Source organism: Streptomyces sp. NPDC007945 (assembly GCF_042958885.1).
Lineage (GTDB): Bacteria > Actinomycetota > Actinomycetes > Streptomycetales > Streptomycetaceae > Streptomyces.
This window is the reverse complement of record NZ_JBIBJV010000001.1, coordinates 1,068,534-1,093,452: the sequence shown is the minus strand read 5'-3', so window position 1 is coordinate 1,093,452 and position 24,919 is coordinate 1,068,534. Positions and strand designations below refer to the sequence as shown.

The 24,919-nt window shown below is 71.1% G+C and carries 29 protein-coding genes, 1 tRNA gene and 1 riboswitch; of the genes, 20 read left to right on the top strand and 10 right to left on the bottom strand.

Annotation, left to right across the window (positions count from 1 at the left end; translation table 11 throughout):
• Nucleotides 1-51: 51 nt before the first annotated feature.
• Entirely contained in the window at nt 52-1,380 is a 1,329-nt protein-coding gene (locus ACFZCF_RS04985) for a nicotinate phosphoribosyltransferase (protein WP_391284654.1), read from the bottom strand.
• 187 nt (nt 1,381-1,567) lie between these two features.
• On the opposite strand from ACFZCF_RS04985, the gene clpS reads away from it, so the two are divergent.
• The 7 genes from clpS to ACFZCF_RS04950 all read left to right on the top strand — a co-directional run bounded on the left by clpS (nt 1,568) and on the right by ACFZCF_RS04950 (nt 6,291).
• Nucleotides 1,568-1,873 carry an ATP-dependent Clp protease adapter ClpS gene (gene clpS, locus ACFZCF_RS04980; protein WP_189945789.1) on the top strand — a complete coding sequence of 102 codons (306 nt, stop codon included), beginning with the start codon at nt 1,568-1,570 and terminating at the stop codon, nt 1,871-1,873.
• Nucleotides 1,873-2,454, top strand: coding sequence for a DUF2017 domain-containing protein (locus ACFZCF_RS04975; protein ID WP_388441512.1), 582 nt, complete (start codon nt 1,873-1,875; stop codon nt 2,452-2,454). Before clpS ends, ACFZCF_RS04975 begins: the two co-directional genes overlap by 1 nt.
• A gap of 312 nt (nt 2,455-2,766) precedes the next feature.
• Complete coding sequence (locus tag ACFZCF_RS04970; protein ID WP_388441510.1) at nt 2,767-4,203, top strand: amino acid permease; 1,437 nt, start codon at nt 2,767-2,769, stop codon at nt 4,201-4,203.
• Nucleotides 4,204-4,279: 76 nt separating this feature from the next.
• The gene (locus ACFZCF_RS04965; RefSeq protein ID WP_391284650.1) at nt 4,280-4,711 is read left to right on the top strand and encodes a Mov34/MPN/PAD-1 family protein; all 432 of its coding nucleotides are present in this window, start codon (nt 4,280-4,282) and stop codon (nt 4,709-4,711) included.
• Nucleotides 4,712-4,835: 124 nt separating this feature from the next.
• Complete coding sequence (locus ACFZCF_RS04960) at nt 4,836-4,952, top strand: putative leader peptide (RefSeq protein WP_346768217.1); 117 nt, start codon at nt 4,836-4,838, stop codon at nt 4,950-4,952.
• A gap of 105 nt (nt 4,953-5,057) precedes the next feature.
• Nucleotides 5,058-5,336, top strand: coding sequence for a MoaD/ThiS family protein (locus ACFZCF_RS04955; RefSeq protein ID WP_189945785.1), 279 nt, complete (start codon nt 5,058-5,060; stop codon nt 5,334-5,336).
• A gap of 4 nt (nt 5,337-5,340) precedes the next feature.
• Nucleotides 5,341-6,291, top strand: a complete 951-nt coding sequence (locus ACFZCF_RS04950) for a PLP-dependent cysteine synthase family protein (RefSeq protein WP_388441502.1) — start codon at nt 5,341-5,343, stop codon at nt 6,289-6,291.
• Between the two features lie 55 nt (nt 6,292-6,346).
• Here the strand turns inward: ACFZCF_RS04950 and ACFZCF_RS04945 are convergent, their stop codons facing one another.
• Nucleotides 6,347-6,847, bottom strand: a complete 501-nt coding sequence (locus ACFZCF_RS04945; protein ID WP_391284647.1) for a type II toxin-antitoxin system PemK/MazF family toxin — start codon at nt 6,845-6,847, stop codon at nt 6,347-6,349.
• Between the two features lie 208 nt (nt 6,848-7,055).
• Between ACFZCF_RS04945 and ACFZCF_RS04940 the strand changes: the two genes are divergently transcribed.
• Complete coding sequence (locus ACFZCF_RS04940; protein WP_388441497.1) at nt 7,056-7,808, top strand: MBL fold metallo-hydrolase; 753 nt, start codon at nt 7,056-7,058, stop codon at nt 7,806-7,808.
• Nucleotides 7,809-7,870: 62 nt separating this feature from the next.
• On the opposite strand, the gene ACFZCF_RS04935 is transcribed toward ACFZCF_RS04940, so the two are convergent.
• Nucleotides 7,871-9,136 (bottom strand): PTS transporter subunit EIIC, encoded by a 1,266-nt coding sequence (locus ACFZCF_RS04935; RefSeq protein WP_388441494.1) that lies wholly within the window; start codon nt 9,134-9,136, stop codon nt 7,871-7,873.
• Between the two features lie 278 nt (nt 9,137-9,414).
• Nucleotides 9,415-10,713, bottom strand: a complete 1,299-nt coding sequence (locus tag ACFZCF_RS04930) for a PTS transporter subunit EIIC (RefSeq protein WP_391284645.1) — start codon at nt 10,711-10,713, stop codon at nt 9,415-9,417.
• Nucleotides 10,714-10,918: 205 nt separating this feature from the next.
• On the opposite strand from ACFZCF_RS04930, the gene ACFZCF_RS04925 reads away from it, so the two are divergent.
• The 4 genes from ACFZCF_RS04925 (at nt 10,919) to rdgB (ending at nt 13,153) form a co-directional block, all read left to right on the top strand.
• Complete coding sequence (locus ACFZCF_RS04925; protein ID WP_388441824.1) at nt 10,919-11,185, top strand: glucose PTS transporter subunit EIIB; 267 nt, start codon at nt 10,919-10,921, stop codon at nt 11,183-11,185.
• Between the two features lie 105 nt (nt 11,186-11,290).
• Nucleotides 11,291-12,022 (top strand): ribonuclease PH, encoded by a 732-nt coding sequence (rph, locus tag ACFZCF_RS04920; protein ID WP_388441488.1) that lies wholly within the window; start codon nt 11,291-11,293, stop codon nt 12,020-12,022.
• 124 nt (nt 12,023-12,146) lie between these two features.
• Nucleotides 12,147-12,533, top strand: a complete 387-nt coding sequence (locus ACFZCF_RS04915) for a hypothetical protein (RefSeq protein WP_388441485.1) — start codon at nt 12,147-12,149, stop codon at nt 12,531-12,533.
• A gap of 11 nt (nt 12,534-12,544) precedes the next feature.
• Complete coding sequence (rdgB, locus tag ACFZCF_RS04910; protein ID WP_388441483.1) at nt 12,545-13,153, top strand: RdgB/HAM1 family non-canonical purine NTP pyrophosphatase; 609 nt, start codon at nt 12,545-12,547, stop codon at nt 13,151-13,153.
• 52 nt (nt 13,154-13,205) lie between these two features.
• Here the strand turns inward: rdgB and ACFZCF_RS04905 are convergent.
• Nucleotides 13,206-13,289: transfer RNA gene (locus ACFZCF_RS04905), tRNA-Leu, on the bottom strand.
• A gap of 414 nt (nt 13,290-13,703) precedes the next feature.
• Between ACFZCF_RS04905 and ACFZCF_RS04900 the strand changes: the two genes are divergently transcribed.
• Nucleotides 13,704-14,533 (top strand): IS5 family transposase gene (locus ACFZCF_RS04900; protein ID WP_391284793.1). Its coding sequence is split into 2 segments (ribosomal slippage): nt 13,704-14,043 and nt 14,043-14,533, totalling 831 coding nucleotides; the frame shifts between segments, so codons are not numbered across the junction.
• Nucleotides 14,534-14,549: 16 nt separating this feature from the next.
• Here the strand turns inward: ACFZCF_RS04900 and bcp are convergent.
• On the bottom strand, nt 14,550-15,017 hold the full coding sequence (bcp, locus tag ACFZCF_RS04895) for a thioredoxin-dependent thiol peroxidase (RefSeq protein ID WP_388441479.1): 468 nt from the start codon (nt 15,015-15,017) through the stop codon (nt 14,550-14,552).
• 125 nt (nt 15,018-15,142) lie between these two features.
• Between bcp and ACFZCF_RS04890 the strand changes: the two genes are divergently transcribed.
• The 3 genes from ACFZCF_RS04890 to ACFZCF_RS04880 all read left to right on the top strand — a co-directional run bounded on the left by ACFZCF_RS04890 (nt 15,143) and on the right by ACFZCF_RS04880 (nt 16,297).
• Nucleotides 15,143-15,463, top strand: a complete 321-nt coding sequence (locus ACFZCF_RS04890; RefSeq protein ID WP_388441476.1) for a DUF3618 domain-containing protein — start codon at nt 15,143-15,145, stop codon at nt 15,461-15,463.
• A 23-nt stretch (nt 15,464-15,486) separates the two neighbouring features.
• The gene (locus tag ACFZCF_RS04885) at nt 15,487-15,822 is read left to right on the top strand and encodes a co-chaperone GroES (protein WP_031011657.1); all 336 of its coding nucleotides are present in this window, start codon (nt 15,487-15,489) and stop codon (nt 15,820-15,822) included.
• Nucleotides 15,823-15,873: 51 nt separating this feature from the next.
• Nucleotides 15,874-15,944: riboswitch (guanidine-III (ykkC-III) riboswitch) on the top strand.
• A 32-nt stretch (nt 15,945-15,976) separates the two neighbouring features.
• The gene (locus ACFZCF_RS04880) at nt 15,977-16,297 is read left to right on the top strand and encodes a multidrug efflux SMR transporter (protein WP_189945772.1); all 321 of its coding nucleotides are present in this window, start codon (nt 15,977-15,979) and stop codon (nt 16,295-16,297) included.
• Here ACFZCF_RS04880 and ACFZCF_RS04875 read toward each other — a convergent pair.
• Nucleotides 16,291-18,582 (bottom strand): transglycosylase domain-containing protein, encoded by a 2,292-nt coding sequence (locus tag ACFZCF_RS04875; RefSeq protein WP_391284639.1) that lies wholly within the window; start codon nt 18,580-18,582, stop codon nt 16,291-16,293. The genes ACFZCF_RS04880 and ACFZCF_RS04875 overlap by 7 nt on opposite strands.
• A gap of 195 nt (nt 18,583-18,777) precedes the next feature.
• Here ACFZCF_RS04875 and ACFZCF_RS04870 point away from each other — a divergent pair, with 195 nt between their 5' ends.
• The 4 genes from ACFZCF_RS04870 to ACFZCF_RS04855 are packed head-to-tail and all read left to right on the top strand — an operon-like array spanning nt 18,778 to nt 22,694.
• Nucleotides 18,778-19,581, top strand: coding sequence for an ABC-2 family transporter protein (locus ACFZCF_RS04870; protein WP_391284791.1), 804 nt, complete (start codon nt 18,778-18,780; stop codon nt 19,579-19,581).
• A complete protein-coding gene (locus tag ACFZCF_RS04865) occupies nt 19,574-20,413 on the top strand; it encodes an ABC-2 family transporter protein (RefSeq protein WP_391284637.1) in 840 nt (279 codons plus the stop codon). Before ACFZCF_RS04870 ends, ACFZCF_RS04865 begins: the two co-directional genes overlap by 8 nt.
• A 6-nt stretch (nt 20,414-20,419) precedes the next feature.
• A complete protein-coding gene (locus ACFZCF_RS04860; RefSeq protein WP_391284635.1) occupies nt 20,420-21,412 on the top strand; it encodes an ATP-binding cassette domain-containing protein in 993 nt (330 codons plus the stop codon).
• A 13-nt stretch (nt 21,413-21,425) separates the two neighbouring features.
• Complete coding sequence (locus tag ACFZCF_RS04855) at nt 21,426-22,694, top strand: DUF445 family protein (RefSeq protein ID WP_391284633.1); 1,269 nt, start codon at nt 21,426-21,428, stop codon at nt 22,692-22,694.
• A 244-nt stretch (nt 22,695-22,938) separates the two neighbouring features.
• On the opposite strand, the gene ACFZCF_RS04850 is transcribed toward ACFZCF_RS04855, so the two are convergent.
• The 3 genes from ACFZCF_RS04850 to ACFZCF_RS04840 all read right to left on the bottom strand — a co-directional run bounded on the left by ACFZCF_RS04850 (nt 22,939) and on the right by ACFZCF_RS04840 (nt 24,856).
• Nucleotides 22,939-23,247 (bottom strand): hypothetical protein, encoded by a 309-nt coding sequence (locus tag ACFZCF_RS04850; RefSeq protein WP_391284631.1) that lies wholly within the window; start codon nt 23,245-23,247, stop codon nt 22,939-22,941.
• Nucleotides 23,248-23,362: 115 nt separating this feature from the next.
• Complete coding sequence (locus ACFZCF_RS04845; protein WP_391284789.1) at nt 23,363-23,785, bottom strand: DNA mismatch endonuclease Vsr; 423 nt, start codon at nt 23,783-23,785, stop codon at nt 23,363-23,365.
• A gap of 69 nt (nt 23,786-23,854) precedes the next feature.
• The gene (locus ACFZCF_RS04840; RefSeq protein ID WP_388441443.1) at nt 23,855-24,856 is read right to left on the bottom strand and encodes an SEC-C metal-binding domain-containing protein; all 1,002 of its coding nucleotides are present in this window, start codon (nt 24,854-24,856) and stop codon (nt 23,855-23,857) included.
• Nucleotides 24,857-24,919 lie beyond the last annotated feature (63 nt).

The following is a 24,919-nucleotide window of genomic DNA, read 5'->3' as shown; positions in this document are numbered from 1 at the left end:
GACGTATCTCCAGACGGACGCGTCCGCCCGGAGGCGCGCGGTGGGCGGACGCTACAGGTACTCGGTCGGGAGCACCGGCTCGCCGCGCGACAGCTGGACCGCCGACATCGGCAGCCCGGCGCGGGCCGCGATGTGCCGGGTGCGGGCCGCCTCCAGCGGCTCCCTGGCCACCACCTCGCCGCCCTTGACCAGCTCGACGAGGAGCTGGTCGGCGGCGAGCGCGTCCGGGACCGGTCCGGTGCCGACGACCTCGGCCTCGGCGACCCCGTGGGCGTCCTTGCGGCGCGCGGCCCACTTGCGGCCGCCGACGGACGCCTTGCCGCCCAGCGACTTCTTGGCGACCGGCACGAGGGGTGCCCTGCGGTCGTCGGAGGCGGCGCGGGCGACCAGCTTGTAGACCATCGAGCAGGTCGGGTGGCCGCTGCCGGTGACCAGCTGGGTGCCGACGCCGTACGCGTCGACCGGCGCGGCGGCCAGCGAGGCGATGGCGTACTCGTCGAGGTCGGAGGTGACCACGATCTTGGTGTCCCGGGCGCCGAGCTCGTCGAGCTGCGCCCGCACCCGGTGGGCGACGAGCAGCAGGTCGCCGGAGTCGATGCGGACGGCGCCGAGCTCGGGGCCGGCGATCTCGACGGCGGTGCGGACCGCCTCGGTGACGTCGTAGGTGTCGACGAGGAGGGTGGTGCCCCGGCCCAGGCTGTCGACCTGGGCCCGGAAGGCGTCCCGCTCGCTGTCGTGGAGCAGGGTGAAGGCGTGCGCGGAGGTGCCGACGGTCGGGATGTTGTAGCGGAAGCCCGCGGCGAGGTCGGAGGTGGCCTCGAAGCCGCCGACGTAGGCGGCGCGGGAGGCGGCGACGGCGGCCAGCTCGTGGGTGCGGCGGGCGCCCATCTCGATGAGCCGCCGTCCGCCGGCGGCGGCCGACATGCGGGAGGCGGCGGCGGCGATGGCCGAGTCGTGGTTGAGGATCGAGAGGATCACCGTCTCCAGGAGCACGCACTCGGCGAAGGAGCCCTCGACGCGCAGCACGGGGGAGCCGGGGAAGTGCACCTCCCCTTCCGGGTAGCCCCAGATGTCGCCGGAGAAGCGGTATCCGGCGAGCCACTTCAGGGTCGGCTCGTCGACGATCCCCCGCTCGCGCAGGAAGGCGAGGACGGCCGGGTCGAAGCGGAAGTTCTCGACGGCGTCCAGGACCCGGCCGACGCCCGCGAGGACGCCGTACCGCCGCCCCTCGGGCAGCCGCCGGGTGAACACCTCGAAGACGGAGTGCCGGTCGGCGGTGCCGGCCCTGAGGGCGGCCTGGAGCATGGTCAGCTCGTACTGGTCGGTGAAGAGCGCGGTCGACGGCACGTCCACCGGGAGCCCAAGGTCCACAGCGTTCATGGGGACGATGCTAGCGCAGAAATCGTCAGTTTGACGAATAGTCGGTCCGGGAGGCGTCGGAGAGGTGGCGCGGAGGTGTCGGGGAGGGCGCCGGGGCAAGCGCCGGGCGCGCCCGGGGAGGTGGTGACGGGGCCCGGACGGTGCCCCGTTTGTGCGACAGGGGGCCCCGGGTGGCAGCATGGGGTAAGTGAGCATCGCGCCTATCGAGATCGAACGGACCGAGTCGGCCGAGGAGGTCTCCGCGGTCGTCGAGCCCGACGTCCCTTGGGTCACCCTCGTGCACAACGACCCGGTGAACCTGATGAGCTATGTCAGCTACGTCTTCCAGACGTACTTCGGCTACTCCAAGGACAAGGCGCACAAGCTGATGCTCGACGTGCACAACAAGGGCCGCGCGGTGGTCTCCAGCGGCACCCGCGAGGAGATGGAACGGGACGTGCAGGCGATGCACGGCTACGGACTGTGGGCCACGCTCTCCCAGGACCGCGGCTGATGGCCGGCCACTTCGAGGCCGTGCCGGGCGGCGGAGCGGCCGTCGCGCTCGACGAGGTCGAGGTCTCCATCCTGCGTTCCCTCGCCGTCCAGCTCCTGGAGCTGATCGGCCCGGGCGAGGAACTCGGGGCGGACGCCGACCCGCTCGCCGCCCTCTTCGCCGAGGGGCCCAGCGAGCCGCCCTCCGACCCCGCCCTGCGCCGGCTCTTCCCGGACGCGTACGGGGACGACACCGAGGAGCTGCGGGCGGCCGCCGCCGACTTCCGCCGCTACACCGAGAACGACCTGCGGACCCGCAAGCGCGAGGACGCCCTCTCCGTGGTGCGCGCGCTGGACGGGATGGTCAGCGAGGGCCCGGAGGAGTCCGCGCTCCTGAAGCTGACCCCGGACGAGTCTCGAGCCTGGCTCGGCACCCTCAACGACCTGCGGCTCACCATCGCCACCCGGCTGGAGATCACCGAGGACGAGGAGAGCGAGCGGCTCTACCGGCTGCCGGACAGCGATCCGCGCAAGCCGATGGTGATGGCGTACCTCTGGCTGGGCGCCCTTCAGGAGTCATTGGTGGAGACGCTGATGTCCTGACGGACGGGCTTCACGGGGTGTTCGCTCAGCGGACGCTCAAATCCGGATAACGAACTCGTTATCTGACCGGGCACCTCGTCATCTTGAATCACTTATGTCCATATTTTTTTGTGGCGCGCACCACACACATCTCCGTCGATCACCCCCCGCCCCGTGATAAATCTTCACGACCACTCGGGGACGCCACCCCTGTTCCCGAGGGCGCTTCGGCCGGCTGACCGCCGGTGGCACTCCATCCACATCCGGGGGGATCAGGACCTGATCCGCAGCAGACGCAGTCGCGCGGATCAGCATGGAGAAAGGCGCACCACCATGACCTCAGTGCGGGTCGACAAGCAGCACGACGGCAATGAGGCCGCGGACTCCGCCTCCGGCGAGGGTTACCACCGGGCACTCGGCGCCCGCCAGATCCAGATGATCGCGATCGGCGGCGCCATCGGCACCGGCCTCTTCCTCGGAGCGGGCAAGGGCATCTCCAAGGCGGGACCCAGCCTGATCCTCGCGTACGCCCTCGCGGGCCTCGTCATCTTCTTCATCATGCGGGCGCTCGGCGAGCTCCTCATGTACCGCCCCGTCTCCGGCTCCTTCTCGGAGTACGCGCGGGAGTTCATCGGCCCCTTCGCGGGCTTCGTGACCGGCTGGACGTACTGGCTCTTCTGGGTCGTCACCGGCATCACCGAAGTCACCGCGGCGGCCACCTACATGACCTATTGGTGGAACATCCCGCAGTGGCTGTCCGCCTTGGTCTTCACCGTCATCCTGTACGGCGCCAACCTGATCTCCGTGAAGCTCTTCGGCGAGCTGGAGTTCTGGTTCTCCATGGTCAAGGTCACCGCCATCATCGGCATGATCCTGATCTGCGCCGGCATCCTCACCCTCGGCTTCTCCGACGCCGGTGACACCGCCTCGATCACCCACCTGTGGGACCTGGGCGGCTTCTTCGCCGGGGAGCACGGCATCGCCTCCACCCTCATGACCCTCCAGATGGTCATGTTCGCCTTCCTGGCGGTCGAGCTGGTCGGCGTCACCGCCGGCGAGTCGAAGGACCCGAAGACCGTCCTGCCCAAGGCCATCAACACCGTGCCGTGGCGCATCGCCGTCTTCTACGTCGGCGCGCTGATCATGATCCTGTCGGTCGTGCCGTGGACCGAGTTCCAGCCGGGCGTCTCGCCGTTCGTCGCCGCCTTCGAGAAGATGGGCCTCGGCATCGGCGCCGCGATCGTCAACTTCGTCGTCCTCACCGCGGCCCTGTCCTCCTGCAACTCGGGCATGTACTCCACCGGCCGCATGCTGCGCGACCTCGCGCTCAACGGCCAGGGACCGAAGTTCTTCACCCGGCTGACCGCGAGCGGCACCCCGCTCATCGGCACCACGTTCTCCGCCGCGCTGATGATGGTCGGCGTCTGGATCAACTACCAGTGGCCCGGCGAGGCGTTCAACTACGTCGTCTCCTTCGCCACCATCTCCGGCATGTGGGCCTGGATCATGATTCTGGTCTGCCAGATCCGCTACCGCCTCAAGGCCGACCGGGGCGAACTGCCCCAGTCCTCCTTCAAGGCCCCCGGCGGCATCTGGGCCAGCGTCTTCGCCCTCGCCTTCATCGGCCTGGTCGTCGTCACCATGGGCATGGACGCCGGCAACCGCGTCGCCCTCTACGGCGCCCCCGTCTGGGGCCTGCTGCTCGCCGTCGCCTACCTGGTGCTCAAGGCGCGCAACCCCGAGGGCGCGGCCTTCGCCAAGCGCTCCTGACCAGCGCCGTCCCGGCATCCGGGCCGCTCCGTACCACTCCTCGGTACGGGGCGGCCCGTCTGCTTATCCTGTCGGCATGCTGACGCTCACCCGAGACCTGTACGACCGGATCGTGGAACACGCCCGGGCGGACCACCCCGACGAGGCCTGCGGCGTGGTCGCGGGCCCGGTCGGCTCCGGCCGCCCCGAGCGGTTCATCCCGATGCTCAACGCGGCCCGCTCGCCCACCTTCTACGAGTTCGACTCCGCCGACCTCCTCAAGCTCTACCGCGAGATGGACGACCGGGACGAGGAGCCGGTGATCATCTACCACTCGCACACGGCGACCGAGGCGTACCCGTCCCGCACCGACATCACCTACGCCAACGAGCCCGGCGCCCACTACGTGCTGGTCTCCACCGCGGACACCGACGCCGCCGGCCCCTTCCAGTTCCGCTCGTACACGATCGTCGACGGCGTCGTGACCGAGGAGGAGATCAAGGTCGTGGAGGCCTACGAAGGGGCCTAGGAGAGGCCCGCGCATGGGCCCAGGGAGCGGCCCCGCGCGGCCCCTGTCCGACAGGCGATCGGAAAACGTCCACCATCTGAGATCACATTCCGGAACCCGGACCGGGAATCGATACGATGAGCCCATGGTTTCCCACGACGTGAGCGAAGAGACTCCGGGCACCGTGCTGCTCGTGGCCCGCCTGCACGTCGACCTGTGCCGGGTCGCCGGCGCGATCTGTACATCCCGCGCCGCGCTCTGACCGACCGGCCGAGCGCACCTCACCGTGCGACCCCCCTCCGCGCGGGGGCCCCAGCAGCGCGCCCACCACGACACGTAAGAGTCCTTCCGACAGGAGCCCACGCCCATGGCCATCGAGGTCCGCATCCCGACCATCCTCCGCACCTACACCGACGGCGAGAAGGCCGTCGAGGGCAGCGGGGCGACCCTCGCCGAGCTCTTCGCCGACCTGGAGACCCGCCACACCGGCATCGAGGCCCGCATCGTGGACGACGGCAAGCTCCGCCGGTTCGTCAACGTCTACCTGAACGACGAGGACGTCCGCTTCCTGGAGGGCATCGAGACCAAGCTGTCCGACGGCGACAGCGTCACGATCCTGCCGGCCGTCGCCGGCGGCATGGTCTGATCCCATGCGCTACGACTCCCCGCTGGCGGCGGTCGGCAACACCCCGCTCGTCCGCCTCCCCCGGCTCTCGCCCTCGGACGACGTCCGCATCTGGGCGAAGCTGGAGGACCGCAACCCGACCGGCTCGGTCAAGGACCGCCCCGCGCTCCACATGATCGAGCAGGCGGAGAAGGACGGCCGGCTCACCCCCGGCTGCACCATCCTGGAGCCGACCAGCGGCAACACCGGCATCTCGCTGGCCATGGCCGCCAGGCTCAAGGGCTACCGCATCGTCTGCGTCATGCCCGAGAACACCAGCGAGGAGCGTCGGCAGCTGCTCGCCATGTGGGGCGCGGAGATCATCTCGTCCCCCGCGGCGGGCGGCTCCAACACGGCGGTGCGCGTCGCCAAGGAGCTCGCGGCGGAGAACCCGACCTGGGTGATGCTCTACCAGTACGGCAACCCGCACAACGCGGGCGCCCACTACGCCACCACGGGCCCCGAGATCCTCGCGGACCTCCCGTCCATCACCCACTTCGTGGCGGGCCTCGGCACCACCGGCACCCTCATGGGCGTCGGCCGCTACCTGCGCGAGCACAAGCCCGACGTCAAGATCGTCGCCGCGGAACCCCGCTACGACGACCTCGTCTACGGCCTCCGCAACCTCGATGAGGGCTTCGTCCCCGAGCTGTACGACGCCTCCGTCCTCACCACCCGCTTCTCCGTCGGCTCCGCCGACGCCGTCACCCGCACCCGCGAACTCCTCCAGCAGGAGGGCATCTTCGCGGGCGTCTCCACCGGCGCGGCCCTGCACGCCGCGATCGGTGTGGGCAACAAGGCCGTCAAGGCCGGCGAGAGCGCCGACATCGCCTTCGTCGTCGCCGACGGCGGCTGGAAGTACCTGTCCACCGGCCTCTACACCGCCGCGACGACCGAAGAGGCCATCGCCACGGTCCAGGGCCAGCTCTGGGCCTGACGCCCCGGGCGGCCGCACCGGAACGTCACGCCGACTCGCCCCCGGGCCCGCGCCGCTAGCGCGCGAGATGGCGGACCTGGTCCCACACGACCGGGTCCGCCTCGCCCACCCGCCGCCGGAACCCGAACAGCGGCACGTCCCGCAGCTCGTCCGGCTCCAGGAAACTCGCCCGCCCCCGCGCGTCCCCCACCGCCCCCGGCGGCAGCGCGATGACCCCGGGCCGCTCGTCGTGGTACTTGCTGGTGATCTTCGCGACCAGCGCGCTGTCCCCGCGCACGGACAGCACGAGGCACGGCCGGTCCTTCGCACCGGGCCCGTCCTCGAAGGGCACCTCCGCCCACCAGATCTCCCGCGCCCGCGGCGCGCGCCCCCCGAACTTCCGCGCGGGCGGCCGGGTCCGCCCCGACGGGCGGGTCGACGCACCGGACGGCGGCCGACGCGACGGGCGCCCCGGCGGCCGGGTCCGCGCGGAGGTCCGCGACCTTCCGCCCGCGACCGCCACCACCAGCGCGATCACCACGACCGCGACCAGCGCGGGCCACCACGACGTGTCCATACCCCATGACGTTACCGGCGCCGACCGGGCCGCGCCGCCGCGCCCCGCCGTCCATCCGAACCGGTGACAGAGCCCGTGAGTTGCCCCACAACGGGACGCCACGAAGGAGCGACGGGCCCCCGTGCGCCTTACTCTCGTCTGACCGCACGGCCTCCCCTCCCCTTTTCCGCGTGCCTGACCGCACCCGTCCACGGAGGTTCTCGCTCCTATGAAGCTCACCGTCGTCGGCTGCTCCGGGTCGTTTCCGTCCGCGGAATCGGCCTGTTCGAGCTACCTCGTCGAGGCCGACGGCTTCCGGCTGCTCCTCGACATGGGCAACGGCGCCCTCGGCGAGCTGCAGCGCCACATCGGCCTGTACGACCTGGACGCGATCTTCCTCAGCCACCTCCACGCGGACCACTGCATCGACATGTGCGGCTACTTCGTCGCCCGCTACTACCGGCACGAGGGCGGCCGCTGCGACGCCCTGCCGGTGTACGCCCCCGAGGGCGCCGAGCAGCGCCTGACCACGGCGTACGCCGACACCCCCTCGCCGACGGCGATGAGCGAGGTCTTCGACTTCCGCACCCTGACCACCGGCAGCTTCGAACTGGGCCCGTTCACGATCCGCACCGCGAAGGTGTGCCACCCGGTGGAGGCGTACGGCATCCGCGTCGAGCACGGCGGCCGCGCCCTCGCGTACTCCGGCGACACCGGGGTCTGCGAGGCCCTGCACTCGCTCGCCGACGGTGCGGACCTCTTCCTCTGCGAGGCGTCCTTCACCCACGGCAAGGAGGACATCCCGGAGCTCCACCTCAACGGCCGGGAGGCCGGCGCGCAGGCGGACCGGGCCCGCGTGGGCCGTCTCGTCCTCACCCACATCCCGCCGTGGACGGACGGCGAGCGCAACCTCGCGGACGCGCGCGCGGTGTACGGGGGCCCTGCGGAGCTGGCGAAGGCGGGCGCGGTCTACGAGGTGTGACGACACGCCGAAGGGCCCCGGAACCACGAGGTTCCGGGGCCCTTCGGCGTACGGGGCGAGGCTCACGCCTTGGTGAGGTCCTCGACCTCCTCCTCGGGCTCGCGGCCCGGGGTGGGGAGGTTGAACTTGGTGATCGCGAAGCGGAAGAGCACGTAGTAGATCGCCGCGAAGACGAGGCCGATCGGGATGATCATCCACGGCTTGGTCGCGAGGTTCCAGTTCAGCAGGTAGTCGATGCCGCCCGCGGAGAACGTGAAGCCGGCGTGGACGCCGAACGCCCAGGTGACGGCCATCGAGACCGCGGTGAGGACCGCGTGGATCGCGTACAGGACCGGCGCGATGAACATGAACGTGAACTCGATCGGCTCCGTGATGCCGGTGACGAAGGAGGTCAGCGCGAGCGAGAGCATCATGCCCATGACGGCCTTGCGGCGCTCCGGGCGGGCGGCGTGCGCGATGGCGATCGCGGCCGCCGGGAGGCCGAACATCATGATCGGGAAGAAGCCCGACATGAAGATTCCGGCGCTCGGGTCACCGGCGAAGAAGCGGTTGAGGTCACCGTGGACGACCTCGCCGGCGGCGTTGGTGAAGTCACCGATCTGGAACCAGGAGACGGTGTTCACGAACTGGTGCATGCCGACCGGGATCAGCGCGCGGTTGATGAGGCCGAAGAGGCCGGCGCCGCCGGCGCCGAGGCCGGTCATCCACTCGCCGAAGTTCGAGATGCCGTTGCCGATCGGCTCCCAGACCAGACCGAAGACCACGCCGACGGCGGTGCCGGCGAAGGCCATGATGATCGGGACGAGGCGGCGGCCGTTGAAGAAGCCGAGCCAGTCGACCAGCTTGGTGCGGTGGAACTTCTGCCACAGGACCGCGGAGAGCAGACCCATGAGGATGCCGCCGAGGACGCCGGGGTTGTTGTACGTCGCGGCGACGTCGACGCCCTTGTTGGCGGTGGTGTTCACCACGGCCTCGGTGACGGGGAAGGCCTTCAGCACGTTGCTGTAGACCAGGAAGCCGACCAGGGCGGCCAGCGCGGTGGAACCGTCCGCCTTCTTGGCGAAGCCGATGGCGACGCCGATACAGAAGAGCAGGGGCAGGTTGTCGAAGACCGCGCCACCGGCGGTGGCGAAGACCGACGCGACCTTGTCCCAGCCGAGGCCGTCCTTGCCGAAGACGTCGGCCTGGCCGAGACGGAGCAGAATACCCGCGGCCGGCAGCACGGCGATCGGCAGCTGCAGGCTGCGACCGACCTTCTGCAGGCCCTGGAACAGGCCGGATCCGCGCTTCTTCGCGGGAGCGGCGGCCTGGGCGGTGGCCGTACTCATCAACTTCCTCCAGTAGGCAAGGCGCCGCCAGAGGACAGTGATACGGGGGGACGGCGGCGTCTCGTGGAACGCGGTGGTCTGGACCGCGTGGTCTACACCAATGAGTGGTGTAGACCAGTTTTAGCACGTGAGACTTAGATAAGGAACCTGCGAATTTTCGGTGCGGGGCCATAGTGATGAAGGCGTGACAAAAGGCCCCCGGACCAAGAGGTCCAGGGGCCCTGTCAGCCTTCCGCGCAGGGCCCGAAAGGCCCCGGAACAGACGCGTCCGCCCGGCACTACTTCACGTTGTCGCGCTCCAGCTGCTCCTGGACCTCCTCGGGCTCACGGCCCGGAGTGGGCAGATCGAATTTGGTGATCGCGAACCGGAAGATCACGTAGTACACCACCGCGAAGCACAGGCCGATCGGGATGATCAGCCACGGCTTCGTCGCCAGGTTCCAGTTGATGACGTAGTCGATGAGACCCGCCGAGAAACTGAAGCCGTCCTTCACGCCCAGCGCCCACGTCACCGCCATCGACACGCCCGTCAGCAGCGCGTGGATGGCGTACAGCACTGGCGCGATGAAGAGGAACGAGTACTCCAGCGGCTCCGTGATCCCCGTGACGAACGAGGTCAGCGCCACCGACAGCATCAGACCGCCGACCTCCTTGCGGCGGTTCGGCCGCGCGCAGTGGGTGATGGCCAGGGCCGCCGCCGGCAGGGCGAACATCATGATCGGGAAGAAGCCCGTCAGGAACTGACCGGCCTCCGGGTCGCCCGCCAGGAACATGCTGATGTCGCCGTGCACCACCGTGCCGTCCGGCTTCGTGTACGAACCGAACTGGAACCAGATCGGCACGTTCAGGAACTGGTGCAGACCGATCACGAGCAGCGCCCGGTTCGCCACGCCGAAGATGCCCGAACCCCACGCGCCCAGACCGACCAGCCAGTCGCTGAAGCTCTCCAGGGCGTCACCGATCGGCGGCCAGATCCACAGGCAGAGTGCGGCGAACAGGATGCCGACGAAGGCCATGATGATCGGGACCAGCCGGCGGCCGTTGAAGAAGCCCAGCCAGTCGACCAGCTTCGTGCGGTGGTACCGCTGCCACAGGTACGCCGCCAGCAGACCCATGACGATGCCGCCGAAGACACCCGGGTTCTGGTACGTGTACCCCGCGAACGCGTCGTCCGCGCCCAGGCAGCCGCCGCCGATGTCCTCCGTCCCCGTCGGGCAGTCCTTCGGGAACTGCCGCAGCACCGTGTAGTAGACGAGGAAGCCGACCACCGCGGCCAGCGCGGTCGACCCGTCCGACTTCTTCGCCATGCCGATCGCGACACCGATGCAGAACAGCAGCGGCAGGCCGAGGCTCCCGTCGAGCAGCGCGCCGCCCGCGCCGGACATCACCTTCGCGACGTTGTCCCAGCCCAGACCGTCGGCACCGAAGACGTCCGGCTGCCCGAGCCGGTTGATGATGCCCGCGGCGGGAAGCACGGCGATGGGCAGCTGCAGACTGCGGCCCATCTTCTGCAGCCCCTGGAAGAAACCTCCCCACGAGACCTTCCTGGAGCCGGCTGCTGCGCTGTCGGTACTCATCGGCGACCTCCCTGACCCGGAACACCCCGGGGCCGCGGCTCGTTGCACACTGGTGTAGACCACTTGCGGTAGGCTCCGGGAGCCCGCTGAGGACAGGCCGCCGGTGATCGTCATCATTCGACAGAACGGCGGCATTCGCTCGCGAAGTTGGGCCAACCGTGGGTTACCGTGACACAGCGGACCGTCGGTGCGCCGAGATTCGCGTATCCCGCGAACAGAGACGGACAGGGAGAAAGACATGGCCACCAAGGCTGAGAAGATCGTCGCCGGGCTCGGCGGCATCGACAACATCGAAGAAGTCGAAGGCTGCATCACCCGCCTGCGCACCGAGGTCGCCGACGCCGCCCTCGTCGACGACGCCGCCCTCAAGGCCGCCGGCGCCCACGGCGTCGTGAAGATGGGCACCGCCATCCAGGTCGTCATCGGCACCGACGCGGACCCGATCGCCGCCGAGATCGAAGACATGATGTGAGCAGCTGACACCAGCTGACGAGGGCCCGTTCCGGCAGGGGAACGGGCCCTCGTGCGCACCCCGCCACCGGCCGGGACCCCCCGCCGATGGGACTAGGCTCGTCCCATGTCTCGCATCGACGGCCGTACCCCCGAACAGCTCCGCCCCGTCACCATCGAACGCGGCTGGAGCAAGCACGCCGAGGGCTCCGTCCTCATCTCCTTCGGCGACACCAAGGTCTTCTGCACCGCCTCCGTCACCGAAGGCGTCCCCCGCTGGCGCAAGGGCAGCGGCGAGGGCTGGGTCACCGGCGAGTACTCCATGCTCCCCCGCTCCACCAACACCCGCGGCGACCGCGAGTCCGTCCGCGGCAAGATCGGCGGCCGCACCCACGAGATCTCCCGCCTCATCGGCCGCTCCCTGCGCGCCGTCATCGACTACAAGGCGCTCGGCGAGAACACCATCGTCCTCGACTGCGACGTCCTCCAGGCCGACGGCGGCACCCGCACCGCCGCCATCACCGGCGCCTACGTCGCCCTCGCCGACGCCGTCGCCTGGGCCCAGACCAAGAAGCTCGTCAAGGCCGGCCGCAAGCCCCTCACCGGCACCGTCTCCGCCGTCTCCGTCGGCATCGTCGGCGGCACCCCCCTCCTCGACCTCTGCTACGAGGAGGACGTCCGCGCCGACACCGACATGAACGTCGTCTGCACCGGCGACGGCCGCTTCGTCGAGGTCCAGGGCACCGCCGAGGCCGAACCCTTCGACCGCACCGAGCTCAACGCCCTCCTCGACCTGGCCGCCGCCGGCTGCGCCGACCTCGCCGACCTCCAGCGCAAGGCCCTCGAAGCCACCCTCTGAGCCCATCCCCTAAGGGAAAACCCCGAGCAACTGCCCCTCCGGCCGGTGCGTCCTTTACGGCAAGGGGCGCGCGGCCGTACCGTGCGCCCCGTCGAACGTACGCAGCCAGGGGAGGACCCGAACAGTGAAGCGCCGCCGCACCCTCAGTCTCGCCGTCGCCACGGCGGCCGCAGTGACCGCCTTCGCCCTGACCGGCTGCGGAGCCCTCGACAAGGCCATGGACTGCGTCAAGACCGCCGACGCGATAGCCACCTCCGTCGGCAAGCTCCAGCAGGCCGTCTCCAACGCCTCCAACGACGTCACGCAGATCGAGGAATCCCTGAACTCCATCTCCACCGAGCTCGGCAACCTCAAGGGCACCACCGACAACGCCGACCTCTCCAAGGCGGTCGACGACCTGACCAAGGGCGTCGAATCGGTCCGCACGGCCGTCAAGGACGGCGACACCAGCCCCGACATCACCCCGGTCACCGACGCGGCCGCCGAGATCGGCAAGGTCTGCACCCCGTAGATACTGGGGGCATGACCGGACAGCGCCTGATCCTCGCCACCCGCAACGCGGGCAAGATCACCGAACTCCACGCGATCCTCGCCGACGCCGGCCTCGACCTCGAACTCGTCGGCGCGGACGCGTACCCCGACATCCCCGACGTCAAGGAGACCGGCGTCACCTTCGCGGAGAACGCCCTCCTCAAGGCCCACGCCCTGGCCCGGGCGACGGGCCTCCCGGCGGTCGCCGACGACTCCGGCCTCTGCGTCGACGTCCTGGGCGGCGCCCCCGGCATCTTCTCCGCCCGCTGGTCCGGCACCCACGGCGACGACAAGGCCAACCTGGACCTCCTCCTCGCCCAGCTCTCCGACATCGCCGACGAACACCGGGCCGCCCACTTCGCCTGCGCCGCGGCCCTCGCCCTCCCCGACGGCACCGAGCGCGTCGTCGAAGGCCGCATGGAAGGCACCCTCCGCCACGCCCCCGTGGGCACCCACGGCTTCGGCTACGACCCCATCCTCCAGCCGGCGGGCCACGACGTGACCTGCGCCCAGCTGACCCCCGCGGAGAAGAACGCCATCAGCCACCGAGGCAAGGCGTTCCGCGCGCTGGCCCCGGTGGTGCGGGAGCTGCTGGGCTGAGGGCCGCTGCCAGAACGAAGGGCCGTCCGACGCGGACGGCCCTTCGCGCATGTGCGGCCGGTGGGATTCGAACCCACACGGGTGTTACCCCACTGGGACCTAAACCCAGCTCGGCTGCCAGTTACGACACGGCCGCCAGTACAGCCATCGTAGCGGTCACGTGCTGCCCCTCCGTGGGGTGCGCCGATGTTTTCCGCGGCACCGGGCCTCGGCCATCGAGTGGCAGTTGGGGCACGGGTGGCGCAGGTTCCCCCGGCGGTTGTCGAGCCGGTTTCCGTTGATGTGATCGATCCCGGCCGCCGTGATGCGCCGCCGGCTCTTCCCGACTCCGAGCCGACGCATCGGATCGGCCCGCCCCCATCGGAGCAGACCCCCTCCCCAGTACGGATCTCGCACGGATCGACGAGTCGAAAATCGGACGGTTGCGCCGTGTCGCGCACGGGACGCGGACGGGCCCGCGCCCCGGGTGGCGGGGTGCGGGCCCGTCGTGGGGGCGCGGGGGCTAGGCAGTGTCTTCAAATGATCTTGCCTGGTGGATGATGGTGTCGTGATACGTCGTCATGAACTGTCCGATGCGGAGTGGGAGTTCGTCCGGCCGCTGCTGCCCGAGTCGTTGCGGGGACGCAAGCGGCTGGACGACCGCAGGGTCCTGAACGGGATCGTGTGGAAGTTCCGGACCGGGACGGCCTGGCGGGACGTGCCCGAGCGCTATGGCCCGTGGGCCACACTGCACACGCGTTTCCGCAGGTGGGCGGCGGACGGAACGTTCGACCGGATGCTGCGGGCCGCCCAGGCGAAAGCGGACGCGGCGGGCGACGTCGAGTGGCTGGTGTCGGTCGACTCCACGATCGTCCGGGCTCACCAGCATGCGGCCGGGGCCCGAAAAGGGGGCTCCGCGACCCGGCCCTCGGCCGGTCCCGAGGCGGTTTGACCAGCAAGATCCACCTCGCCTGCGACGGGCGGGGCCGTCCACTCGCGTTCGTCGTCACGGGCGGCAACACAAACGACTGCACCCGGTTCACCGCCGTGATGGAAGCGATCCGGGTGCCCCGGATCGGACCGGGGCGCCCCCGGGTCCGGCCCGATCACGTCCTGGGCGACAAGGGCTACAGCTCGAAGGCGATCCGATCCTGGCTCCGCCGCAAGGGCATCGCACACACGATTCCCGAGCGGGCCGACCAGGTCCGCAACCGGGCCCGACGAGGCAGCCGCGGAGGCCGCCCGCCGGCCTTCGACAGCGAGGCATACAAGCACCGCAACGTGGTGGAACGGTGCTTCAACCGCCTGAAGCAGTGGCGGGGTATCGCCACCCGGTACGACAAGACCGCCGAGTCCTACAAAGCAGCCGTCACCCTCGCGTCACTCCTGATGTGGGCGTGACATTTGACGACAGAACCTAGATGCCCAGGTCGCGGATGATCTTGGCTACGTGGCCGGTGGCCTTGACGTTGTAGAAGGCGTGTTCGACCTTGCCCTCCTCGTCGACGACGACCGTGGAGCGGATGACGCCCGTGACGACCTTGCCGTAGAGCTTCTTCTCGCCGAAGGCGCCGTAGGCCGCCAGGACCTCCTTGGAGGGGTCGCCCACCAGGGTGACCTTGAGGTTCTCCTTCTCGCGGAACTTCGCGAGCTTCTCCGGCTTGTCGGGGGAGACGCCGATGACGTCGTAGCCGGCGGCGGCCAGGACGTCGAGGTTGTCGGTGAAGTCGCAGGCCTGCTTGGTGCAGCCGGGGGTGAGGGCGGCCGGGTAGAAGTAGACGATGACCTTGCGGCCCTTGTGGTCGGCGAGGGAGACCTCGTTGCCGTCCGCGTCCGGCAGGGTGAAGGCGGGGGCGGTGTCGCCGGGCTGCAGTCGCTCGCTCATGGCTCGCTCTCCTCGGGGGGTGTGCGCGTACGCGATGAGCCTAATGGGGGTCGGGGACAGCCTCCCGGCGGCGGAACTGACAGACTGTCCACCATCGACCGGAATACGACTACGGAGGCAGCGTGGTGTCGGACGCCAGGACCCCTGCGCAGATCGAGGCGGACATCGTCCGCCGGCGCGAGCAGCTCGCCGTCACGCTCGACGAGATCGGCATTCGGATGCACCCGAAGACGATCATCGGGGACGCCAAGGCCAGGGTCGCCTCGACCGTGGACGAGACCGCGGGACGGGCGTTCGTCGCCGTCAATCGCGTCGTCTCCGACGTGAAGGCGCGTTTCACCGACGAGGAGGGCGCGCCCCGCCTGGAGCGGGTCGTCCCGGTCGCCCTCGTGGCCGTGGCGGTCGTCGGGCTGCTGCTGAGCTCGTCCCGGAAGCACAAGGGCTGAGCCGGGCCGGTAGGTTCGTTCCCGTGAGCGAGAACACCCACGACAAGCTGCCCATCCGGATGCTCCACGACCGGGTCCTGGTCCGCACCGATTCCCCGGAGGGGGAGCGGCGTTCCGGCGGCGGGATCCTGATCCCGGCGACCGCCGCGGTCGGCCGCCGCCTGGCCTGGGCCGAGGTGGTCGCGGTCGGGCAGAACGTCCGGACCGTCGAGATCGGCGACCGGGTGCTGTACGACCCCGAGGACCGGGCCGAGGTGGAGGTGCGGGGCGTCGCCTACGTGCTGATGCGGGAGCGGGATCTGCACGCGGTGGCGGCGGACCGGTTCCAGAGCTCGGACTCGACGGGGCTCTATCTGTAGCGGCGCGCGTACGCGGAAGGCCCTGGTGACCGGTGTCACCAGGGCCTTCGGTGCTTCCTTGCTAGGCTGGGGGTACCCCGACGAGACGCGCCGTACCGGGTCATCGGAAAAGACGACGCACCGTTCCCGTTCCGTCTCGCGGAGGTGTCTCGTCATGGCCTGGGTTCTGCTCGTCGTCGCCGGTCTGCTGGAAGTCGGCTGGTCGATCGGGATGAAGTACACCGAGGGCTTCACCCGTCTCTGGCCCAGCGTCTTCACGGCGGCGGGGATCGTCGCCTCGATGGTGCTGCTGTCGCAGGCCGCGAAGACCCTTCCGATCGGTACCGCCTACGGCGTCTGGGTCGGCATCGGCGCGGCCGGTGCGGCGGTGCTCGGCATGGTGGTGCTCGGTGAGCCGGCGACCGCCGCCCGGATCTTCTTCGTCGTCCTGCTGCTGGTCGCCGTGGTCGGTCTGAAGGCGACCTCGGGTCACTGACGGCCCGGTCCGCCGGGCTTCCCGGGCTTCAGGGGCGTCGCGGGCCTCCCGGGCTGCGCGGGTCCCGGTCCCGCCTCGCCGGGCTCGTACCGCTCCCCGTCCGCATCGCCCTCCGTGCCGTTCTCCCGGCTGCCCTCCGCATCGCCCTCCGTGCCGTTCTCCCGGCCGTCCTCCCCGCTGTCTTCCGTGGCGTCCTCGGGCCGGGCCGGCTCGTCCGGTGTCGGTGGTACGTCGGGGAGTTCGGCGCCCGGCATCGGGCGCAGGTCGAAGTCGCGTACCGGGGTGTCCGCGAGGGCCTCGCGGGTGAAGCGGGCCCAGATCTCGGCGGGCGGGCCGCCGCCGTTGACGCGGGGCAGGCCGAGGGCGCCGTACAGCGGTTCCTGGCCGCCGGTCTCCGGGTCCTGGCCCATCAGGGCGACGACGGTGGCGAGTTCGGGGGTGTAGCCGGCGAACCAGGCCGCCTTGTCGTCCTCCGCCGTGCCCGTCTTGCCGGCGGCGGGTCGTCCGGCGGCCTGCGCGGCGGTGCCCGTACCGGACTCGACGACGCCGCGCAGGACGGCGGTCGTGGTGTCGGCGGCTTCGCGGCCCACGGCCTGCCGGGGCTCGGCGGCGGGCAGCGGCAGCGGCTCCCCGTCCCGGGAGACCGCCGTGACCAGGGTGTGGTCGCCGCGCCGGCCGTGCGCGGCGAGTGTCGCGTACGCCTGGGCCATGTCGAGGACGCTGGCGGTGGCCGGGCCGAGGGCGATGGAGGGGGAGGCGGTGAGGTCGGGGGTGGTGGCCGGCAGGCCGAGGGCGACGGCGGTGCGGCGCACGTGCGCGGGGCCGACGTCGACGGCCATCTGGGCGTAGACGGTGTTCACGGAGAGGTCGGTGGCGGCGGTGACGGGGATCTCGCCGTAGCTCTCGCCGTCCTCGTTGGCGGGGTCGTACGGGGCCCCGGACCAGCCTTCGACGGGTCGGCGGTCGGTGCCGTCGTAGACGGTGTACGGGGTGATCGGCTCGCCGTGCTGGGTCCGCGCGCCGCTCTGCACGGCGGCGGTGAGGACGAAGGGCTTGAAGGTGGAGCCGACCTGGTAGTCGCGGCGGGTGGCGTTGTTGACGTACTGCCGGGTGTAGTCGACGCCGCCGTAGAGGGCGACGACGCGGCCGGTGGCCGGTTCGACGGCGGCGGCCCCGGCGCGTACGTACCGGTCGGCGGGGTTCGCGGCCGGGTCGAGGCGCCGGGTGACCCGGTCCTCGACGGCGCGGACGAGCGCGGCCTGCCGATCGGGGTCGAGGGTGGTGACGATCCGGAAGCCGCCGCCGGCGAGGGTCTTCTCGTCGACGATCCCGCGGCCGGTGAGGTGGTCCTCGACGGCCTGGACGAGATAGCCGCGCTGGCCGGAGAGGCCGGTGGCGGGGCGGGCGGTCTCCGGGTCGGGGAAGCGGAGGGCGGCGCGTTCGCCCGGGGTGAGCCAGCCTTCCTTGACCATGCCGTCAAGGACGTACGCCCAGCGGGCGAGGACGGCGGGGCGGTTCTCGGGGTGGGTGGTGACGTCGTAGGCGCTGGGGGCCTTGAGGAGGGCGGCGAGGTAGGCGCCCTCGGCGGTGCCGAGGCGCTCGACGTCCTTGCCGTAGTAGGCGTGGGCGGCGGCCTGGATGCCGTAGGCGTTGCGGCCGAAGTAGCTGGTGTTGAGGTAGCCCTGGAGGATGTCGTCCTTGGTCTTCTCGCGCTCCAGCTTGATCGCGATGAAGAACTCCTTGGCCTTGCGGGTGAGGGTCTGTTCCTGGCCCAGGTAGTAGTTCTTCACGTACTGCTGGGTGATGGTGGAGCCGGACTGGCGGCCCTTGCCGGTGACGGTGTTCCAGGCGGCGCGGACCATCGCCTTGGGGTCGACCGCGCGCGAGGTGTGGAAGTCGCGGTCCTCGGCGGCGAGGACGGCCTGCCGGACGGTGGGCGGGATCCGGTCGAGGCGGACGTTCTCCCGGTTGACCTCGCCGTCGCGGGCGAGGACGGAGCCGTCGCGGTAGAGGTACAGGTTGGACTGGGCGACGGCGGCGGCGTTGGCGGCGGGGATGGACACCAGCAGGTAGCCGGCGGTGAGGGCCGCGGCGAGGAGCAGCGCGCCGATGAGGAAGAGCCAGGTGGCGGCGCGCAGGAGCCGGCGGGGGAGCGAGGCGCGGGGGCGCTTCCGTCGTCGCGCCCGGTCGTGGGGGGCGGCCGGGAGGGTGGGGTCCCTGGGGGCCCAGCCCGGATCGTCCGGGGGTGGGGCTGTGGGCGAGGCAGGACGTACAGAAGGGGACATGGCACCACATAGTGCACATAAATTCGGCGAAACTCCCGAAGGTGAGGGGGAAACGGGCGGGGAAATCCGCTCGCGGCGTGGTGTCGGGGGCCACTAGGGTCGTGCGCTTCGCCTGCTTTCCGCAGATGCCAGGACCCTCCACCCTCCCTCCTTCCCCACGCCCTCTCCGCACGCCCTCAGAAGGGACGCTCCATGCTGCGGCTCTACGCGACCGTGGCCGCGGGTGGCTTCCGGCGGCACTCCACCTACCGGGTGGCCACGCTGGCGGGCCTCTTCACCAACACGGTCTTCGGTTTCGTCCTCTCCTACACCTACATCGCCCTGTGGGCCGAACGGCCCGAACTCGGCGGCTACTCCATGGCCGACGCCCTCGCCTACGTCTGGATCGGCCAGGCCCTCATCACCGTCTGCGGCATGATGGGCGGCGGCTTCGAGGACGAGCTGATCGAACGGATCAGGACCGGCGACATCGCCGTCGACCTCTACCGCCCCGCCGACCTCCAGGGCTGGTGGTGCGCGGCCAACGCGGGCCGCGCCGCCTACCAGTTGCTCGGCCGCGGCGTCGTCCCCCTGCTGATCGGCGCCTACTCCTTCGGCTTCACCCTTCCGGCCGGTCCGGCCGGCTGGGCCGCCTTCCTCCTCGCCGTGGCCCTCGGCTCGTTCGTGTCGTTCGGGCTCTGGTACCTCGTGGCGATGAGCGCGTTCTGGCTCCTCGACGGGCAGGGCGTGGTCCAGGTGGCCTGGCTCGCCGGCCTCTTCTTCTCCGGGATGCTGCTCCCGCTGAACGTCTTCCCCGGCGCCCTCGGCGAGCTGGCCCGCGCGCTGCCGTGGGCGGCCCTGCTCCAGGTCCCGGCGGACGTCTACCTCGGCCGGTACGGGCACGGCTGGGGCCTCGTCCGCGCGTACGGCTTCCAGCTCGGCTGGCTCGCGCTGCTCCTCGCGGCGGGGCGGGCGGCGCAGGCGGCGGCGACCCGGAAGGTGGTGGTGCAGGGTGGCTGAGCCGCTGCGCGAGGACCGGCGGGCGGGGGAGGTCCTGCGGACGTACCGCCTGGTCGCGGCCATGTGGATCCGGTCCACGATGACGTACCGGGCCTCCTTCGCGCTGACCCTCGTGACCTCCTTCTGCGTGACCTTCTTCGACTTCGTCGTGATCCTGCTGATGTTCGGGCAGGTCCGGGGCCTCGGCGGCTTCTCCTTCGCGGAGGTCGCCTTCCTGTACGGCACCACCGGCACCGCCTTCGGGCTCGCCGACCTGGCGCTGGGCTCGCTCCAGCGGATGGGGCGGCGGATCAGGGACGGCTCGCTCGACGTGTTCCTGCTGCGGCCGGTGCCGCTGCTCGCGCAGGTCGCGGCGGACAAGTTCGCGCTGCGCCGGCTCGGCCGGGTGCTCCAGGGGCTGATGGTGCTGGTGTGGAGCCTGGTGCTGCTGCGGCACGTGGTGGCGTGGTCGTGGGGGACGGCCCTGATGGTGCCCGCGATGGTGGTCTGCGGGGCGGTGATCTTCATGGCGGTGATGGTGCTCGGCGCGTCGGCGCAGTTCTGGCTCCAGGACGCCGCCGAGGTCTCCAACTCGTTCACGTACGGCGGGAACACGCTGCTCCAGTACCCGCCGACGATCTTCGCCCAGGACCTCGTGAAGGGCGTGGTGTTCGTGGTCCCGCTGGCCTTCGTGAACTGGCTGCCCGCCCTGTACGTCCTCGGCCGCCCCGCCCCGGCCGGGGTGCCGTCCTGGGCGGCCTTCGCCTCCCCGCTCGTCGCCCTGGTCTGCTGCGCGGTCGCGGGCCTGGCGTGGCGGGCGGGCGTCCGCTCGTACCGATCGACAGGAAGCTGAGAGCACGTGTCCCTCATCGAACTGGACGGCCTGGAGAAGAGCTTCACCGTCCGCCGCAGGACCGGCCTCCTCCGCCGCGAGAAGCGGGAGGTCCGGGCCGTCGACGGCATCTCCTTCACCGTGGACCGGGGCGAGATGGTCGGCTACATCGGGCCGAACGGCGCCGGGAAGTCCACCACCATCAAGATGCTCACCGGCATTCTCACCCCCAGCGGCGGCCGGCTCCGCGTCGCCGGCATCGAGCCGGCGCGCGAGCGGACCCGCCTCGCCCGCCGCATCGGCGTGGTCTTCGGCCAGCGCACCACCCTCTGGTGGGACCTGCCGCTGCGGGACTCGTACCGCCTGGTCCACCGCATGTACCGGATCCCCGACGACCGCTACCGGGAGAACCTGGCCCGCTGCGTGGACCTCCTCGACCTCGGCGACCTGCTCGACGTCCCGGTCCGCCAGCTCTCCCTCGGCCAGCGGATGCGCGGCGACATCGCCGCCGCTCTCCTCCACGACCCGGAGGTGCTGTACCTGGACGAGCCGACGATCGGCCTGGACGTCGTCTCCAAGGCGCGGGTGCGCGCCTTCCTCCGGGAACTGAACGCGACGCGCGGCACGACGGTCCTCCTCACCACCCACGACCTCACCGACATCGAACAGCTCTGCTCGCGGGTGATGGTCATCGACCACGGGCGGCTGATGTACGACGGCGGGCTCGCCGGCCTGCACGAGGCCGGCGGGGGCGAGCGGATGCTCGTCGTGGACCTGGAGCGGGAGCTCCCGCCGATCGAGGACGTCCCCGGTGCCCGCTTCGTACGGGCCGACGGACCGCGCCAGCACCTCGCCTTCCCGGCCTCCGCGTCGGCCGCGCCGCTGGTCGCCGCGGTGGCGGCGGCGTACCCGCTGGTGGACCTCTCGGTGCGGGAACCGGACATCGAGTCCGTCATCGCGAAGATGTACGGGGGAGCTCGCGGGGGAACTCACGAGGAGCGCCGGGAGTCCCTGATGTGAGGAGGTCTGGCGGATGGTGAGCTTCACGTACACGGCGGCGGACGAGGAACGGAACCGCGGCGTCCGCCGCATGAAGGCCCTGGCGACGGCGCTGCTGGCACTCGTCGCGGCGGTCTACGCCCTCGCGACCTGGGCGGAGAACGCCGGCGCGGGCGCCTGGGCGGGCTATGTCGCCGCGGCGGCCGAGGCCGGCATGGTCGGCGCGCTCGCGGACTGGTTCGCGGTGACGGCCCTCTTCCGCCACCCGCTGGGCCTGCCCATCCCGCACACGGCGATCATCCCGACGAAGAAGGACCAGCTGGGTGCCTCGCTGGGTTCCTTCGTCGGCGAGAACTTCCTGTCGGAGGATGTCGTGCGGGGCCGGCTGCGGGCCCTGGGGGTGGCCCGCCGCCTGGGCGCCTGGCTGGCGGACCCGGCGCACGCGGACCGGGTCACGGAAGAACTGGCCACGGCCCTCCGAGGCGCCCTCACCGTCCTGCGCGACGCGGACGTGCAGGCGGTGGTGGGCGAGGCGATCACCCGGCGCGCGGAGCAGGCGGAGATCGCGCCGGGCGTCGGCAAGACCCTGGAGCACATGGTGGCGGACGGCGCCCACCGCCGCGCCGTCGACCTGGTCTGCACCCGCGCCCACGACTGGCTCGTCACCCACGGCGACTCGGTCATGGACGCGGTCCAGGGCGGCGCCCCGGGCTGGACCCCGCGCTTCGTGGACCGCAAGGTCGGCGAACGCGTCTACAAGGAGCTGCTCCGCTTCGTCACGGAGATGCGCGACATGCCGACGCACCCCGCCCGGGGCGCCATCGACCGCTTCCTCACCGATTTCGCCGCCGACCTCCAGGCCGACACGGACACCCGCGCCCGCGTCGAACGCCTCAAGTCCGACCTGCTGGCCCGCCCCGAGGTCCAGGACGTCATCGCCTCCGCCTGGGCGTCCGTCCGCGCCCTGATCATCGCCGCCGCCGAGGACGACCAGAGCCAGCTCCGCCTCCGCGCCCGCGCCTCCCTGATCTCCCTGGGCAAGCGCCTCGCCTCGGACTCCCGCCTCCAGCAGAAGGTCGACACCTGGCTGGAATCGGCCACGACCCACCTGGTCACCACCTACCGCCCCGAGATCACCTCGCTGATCACGGACACGGTCGCCGGCTGGGACGCCGACCAGACCTCCAAGAAGATCGAGGCCAACATCGGCCGCGACCTCCAGTTCATCCGCATCAACGGCACGGTGGTCGGCGCCCTGGCCGGCCTCCTGATCTACACGATCAGCCACGCGCTGGGGGGCTGAGCGGGACGCGGACGCCGCGGACAGGACCCGCCCGCTCGCGCACCCCGGTCGCGTCGGGCGGCTCGCCGTTGTGGAGGGTCCGGCCGCCGCGGACGGGCTTAGCTGCGCTTGCGGGTGACGGTCGCCGTGGACGGGTTCAGCCGGGCTCGCGGGTGACGGCCTGGGAGGCGGCGACCGGCGCGCGGCCGACCGTCAGGCGTCTCGGTCAGCCGTTCCGCGCGCGGCCGACCGTCAGGTGTCTCGGTCAGCCGTTCCGGCGGGTGACGGCCCAGGAGGCCGCGCCCATGGCCCCGGCGACGGCGAACACCGACGGCCAGGCCCCGATCTTCTTGGCCAGCGGATGCGACCCGCCGAACGCCGCCACATAGGCGGCCGACAGCCCCGCGGCCGCCTTGACCCCGCCCTCCCGCTGCCACTCCCGAGCGGCCACCCCACCGGCCACGGCCAGCACCACCCCACCCAGCGGCCGCTTCTTGGTCCACCGCGCCACGGCGTAACCACCGACGAGCCCGGCGGCGGCGATGGCGGGGGAGGGGATGCGAGGGCTGGACATGGGGGCCTTCCTTCGGTCGGGACGTTTCGTCTTCGAGAGTACGGGGGCGACTCCTGGCCATGGGACAGCAGGACGAGACCCCGTGCGTGCGCTTCACCCTGCGGACCGCGCCACCTCAGCCGAAGACCTCAGGGCGGCCCGGGGTCCCTCCCCTTTTCGTCGCGCCCCGCCTGCGAGCCACCGCGGCGGCGATGTGCCGTACCACGTCCTCGGGCGCTTCGTGCTCCCAGAAGCGCAGGACTTCCCAACCCGCCGCTGTGAGGTGTTCGGTCGTCTCGCGGTCACGGGCCATGTTGCGGTCGAGCTTCGTGCGCCACCACTCCGCGTTCGCCTTCGGGTGCGTGGCGTGTTCGGGGCAGCCGTGCCAGAAGCAGCCGTCGATGAGCACGGCCACCTTCACCGAGGTGAAGGCCACGTCGATCCGGCGCCGGGCCATGCCCGGCACGGGGTACTCGACGCGGTAGCGCAGACCGGCCGCGTGGAGGAGACGCCGGACAGCGAGCTCGGCGGCCGTGTCCTTGCTGAGCTGGCGGCTCATGCGGGCAGAGACGCCGGGGGAGGAAGGGAGGGCTTCGGACACGTTGGCATTCTGCCGGAGGGCTGCCCGTCACTCCGCCCCGTGGCACTCCCCGTACGTCTTCTCCGAGCCGCACCAGCAGGAGGAGGTGCGGAGAGGGGGCCAGGGGGTGGCTCGGGAGCGGGCGGCGAGGGTGGTGGCGTATTGGGGGAGGAGGGCCGCCTGGGAGGGGTGGGTGGCTTCGGAGGCGGCGAAGGCCTCGTAGGAGGGGACGGTGGCGCGGACGATGCCGAGGTTGGGGGTGCCGGCCGCGGCGAGTTCGCGGAGGGAAGCCTCGATGTCTGTCAGGTGGGCCCGGTAGGTGGGGTATTCCGTTTCGAGTTCCGGGTAGGCCGCGAGGAGTTCCGTCAGTTCGCCTTCCGGCCAGTGGAGGACCGCCACCGGGAAGGGGCGGGAGAGGGCCGTGCGGTAGGTGCCCAGTTCGGAGCGGAGGCGGGCGATCTCGGCGCGGAGCTCGGTGGGGTCGGAGGAGCCCAGGGACCAGAGGCGCTTCGGGTCGTGGAGCTCGTCCAGGGGGACCTTGCCCTGGTGGAGGCGGTCCGCCCGGGTGTCCCAGTCGTCGTGCGGGCGGGCCAGCATGCGGCGGATGCGGTGGCGGGTCGCCAGGAGGGAGTGCGTGGGGTGCGGGAGCTCCGCGTCACCGGCGGCCGCCAGGAGGGACGCCGCTTCCGTGAGGGTCTCCTCCGCCGCTTCCAGCTCGTCGTGGGCCTCCAGCGTCTCCGCCACGATCTGCCAGGGGGGTGCCTCCGTCGGGCGGGAGCGGCGTACGCCGTCGATGATGGCTCGCGCTTCGGCCTCGTGGCCGTACTCCCACAGGTTCGCCGCCTTCAGCGCGCGGATCAGGTGGGGGTCCGTCGGGCTGCCGGACAGGAGGTCGTCGTAGAGGGCCGTCGCACCGGGGCGGTCGTCCGCGAGTTCCAGGTGGGCGGCGGCCTGGAGCAGCAGCGGTTCACGGTCGCCGGGGTACTGCTCGGCGGTGCGCAGCAGACGCTCGGCTTCGGCGAGGTGGGCGGCAGGCGTGTCGGGGCGCATGCCGTCCACCGTACTGCGGTGCGCCCCTGGAGAGTTGGTGGCGTAGCCCTCATCGTGCCCGGC

What these genes read in the sequence shown, in the direction of transcription:
- ACFZCF_RS04985 (WP_391284654.1), bottom strand. Translation starts at nt 1,380, where the DNA reads ATGAACGCTGTGGACCTTGGGCTCCCGGTGGACGTGCCGTCGACCGCG.
- ACFZCF_RS04975 (WP_388441512.1), top strand. Translation starts at nt 1,873, where the DNA reads ATGGCCGGCCACTTCGAGGCCGTGCCGGGCGGCGGAGCGGCCGTCGCG.
- ACFZCF_RS04970 (WP_388441510.1), top strand. Translation starts at nt 2,767, where the DNA reads ATGACCTCAGTGCGGGTCGACAAGCAGCACGACGGCAATGAGGCCGCG.
- ACFZCF_RS04965 (WP_391284650.1), top strand. Translation starts at nt 4,280, where the DNA reads ATGCTGACGCTCACCCGAGACCTGTACGACCGGATCGTGGAACACGCC.
- ACFZCF_RS04960 (WP_346768217.1), top strand. Translation starts at nt 4,836, where the DNA reads ATGGTTTCCCACGACGTGAGCGAAGAGACTCCGGGCACCGTGCTGCTC.
- ACFZCF_RS04955 (WP_189945785.1), top strand. Translation starts at nt 5,058, where the DNA reads ATGGCCATCGAGGTCCGCATCCCGACCATCCTCCGCACCTACACCGAC.
- ACFZCF_RS04950 (WP_388441502.1), top strand. Translation starts at nt 5,341, where the DNA reads ATGCGCTACGACTCCCCGCTGGCGGCGGTCGGCAACACCCCGCTCGTC.
- ACFZCF_RS04945 (WP_391284647.1), bottom strand. Translation starts at nt 6,847, where the DNA reads ATGGACACGTCGTGGTGGCCCGCGCTGGTCGCGGTCGTGGTGATCGCG.
- ACFZCF_RS04940 (WP_388441497.1), top strand. Translation starts at nt 7,056, where the DNA reads ATGAAGCTCACCGTCGTCGGCTGCTCCGGGTCGTTTCCGTCCGCGGAA.
- ACFZCF_RS04935 (WP_388441494.1), bottom strand. Translation starts at nt 9,136, where the DNA reads ATGAGTACGGCCACCGCCCAGGCCGCCGCTCCCGCGAAGAAGCGCGGA.
- ACFZCF_RS04930 (WP_391284645.1), bottom strand. Translation starts at nt 10,713, where the DNA reads ATGAGTACCGACAGCGCAGCAGCCGGCTCCAGGAAGGTCTCGTGGGGA.
- rph (WP_388441488.1), top strand. Translation starts at nt 11,291, where the DNA reads ATGTCTCGCATCGACGGCCGTACCCCCGAACAGCTCCGCCCCGTCACC.
- rdgB (WP_388441483.1), top strand. Translation starts at nt 12,545, where the DNA reads ATGACCGGACAGCGCCTGATCCTCGCCACCCGCAACGCGGGCAAGATC.
- bcp (WP_388441479.1), bottom strand. Translation starts at nt 15,017, where the DNA reads ATGAGCGAGCGACTGCAGCCCGGCGACACCGCCCCCGCCTTCACCCTG.
- ACFZCF_RS04880 (WP_189945772.1), top strand. Translation starts at nt 15,977, where the DNA reads ATGGCCTGGGTTCTGCTCGTCGTCGCCGGTCTGCTGGAAGTCGGCTGG.
- ACFZCF_RS04875 (WP_391284639.1), bottom strand. Translation starts at nt 18,582, where the DNA reads ATGTCCCCTTCTGTACGTCCTGCCTCGCCCACAGCCCCACCCCCGGAC.
- ACFZCF_RS04855 (WP_391284633.1), top strand. Translation starts at nt 21,426, where the DNA reads ATGGTGAGCTTCACGTACACGGCGGCGGACGAGGAACGGAACCGCGGC.
- ACFZCF_RS04850 (WP_391284631.1), bottom strand. Translation starts at nt 23,247, where the DNA reads ATGTCCAGCCCTCGCATCCCCTCCCCCGCCATCGCCGCCGCCGGGCTC.
- ACFZCF_RS04845 (WP_391284789.1), bottom strand. Translation starts at nt 23,785, where the DNA reads ATGAGCCGCCAGCTCAGCAAGGACACGGCCGCCGAGCTCGCTGTCCGG.
- ACFZCF_RS04840 (WP_388441443.1), bottom strand. Translation starts at nt 24,856, where the DNA reads ATGCGCCCCGACACGCCTGCCGCCCACCTCGCCGAAGCCGAGCGTCTG.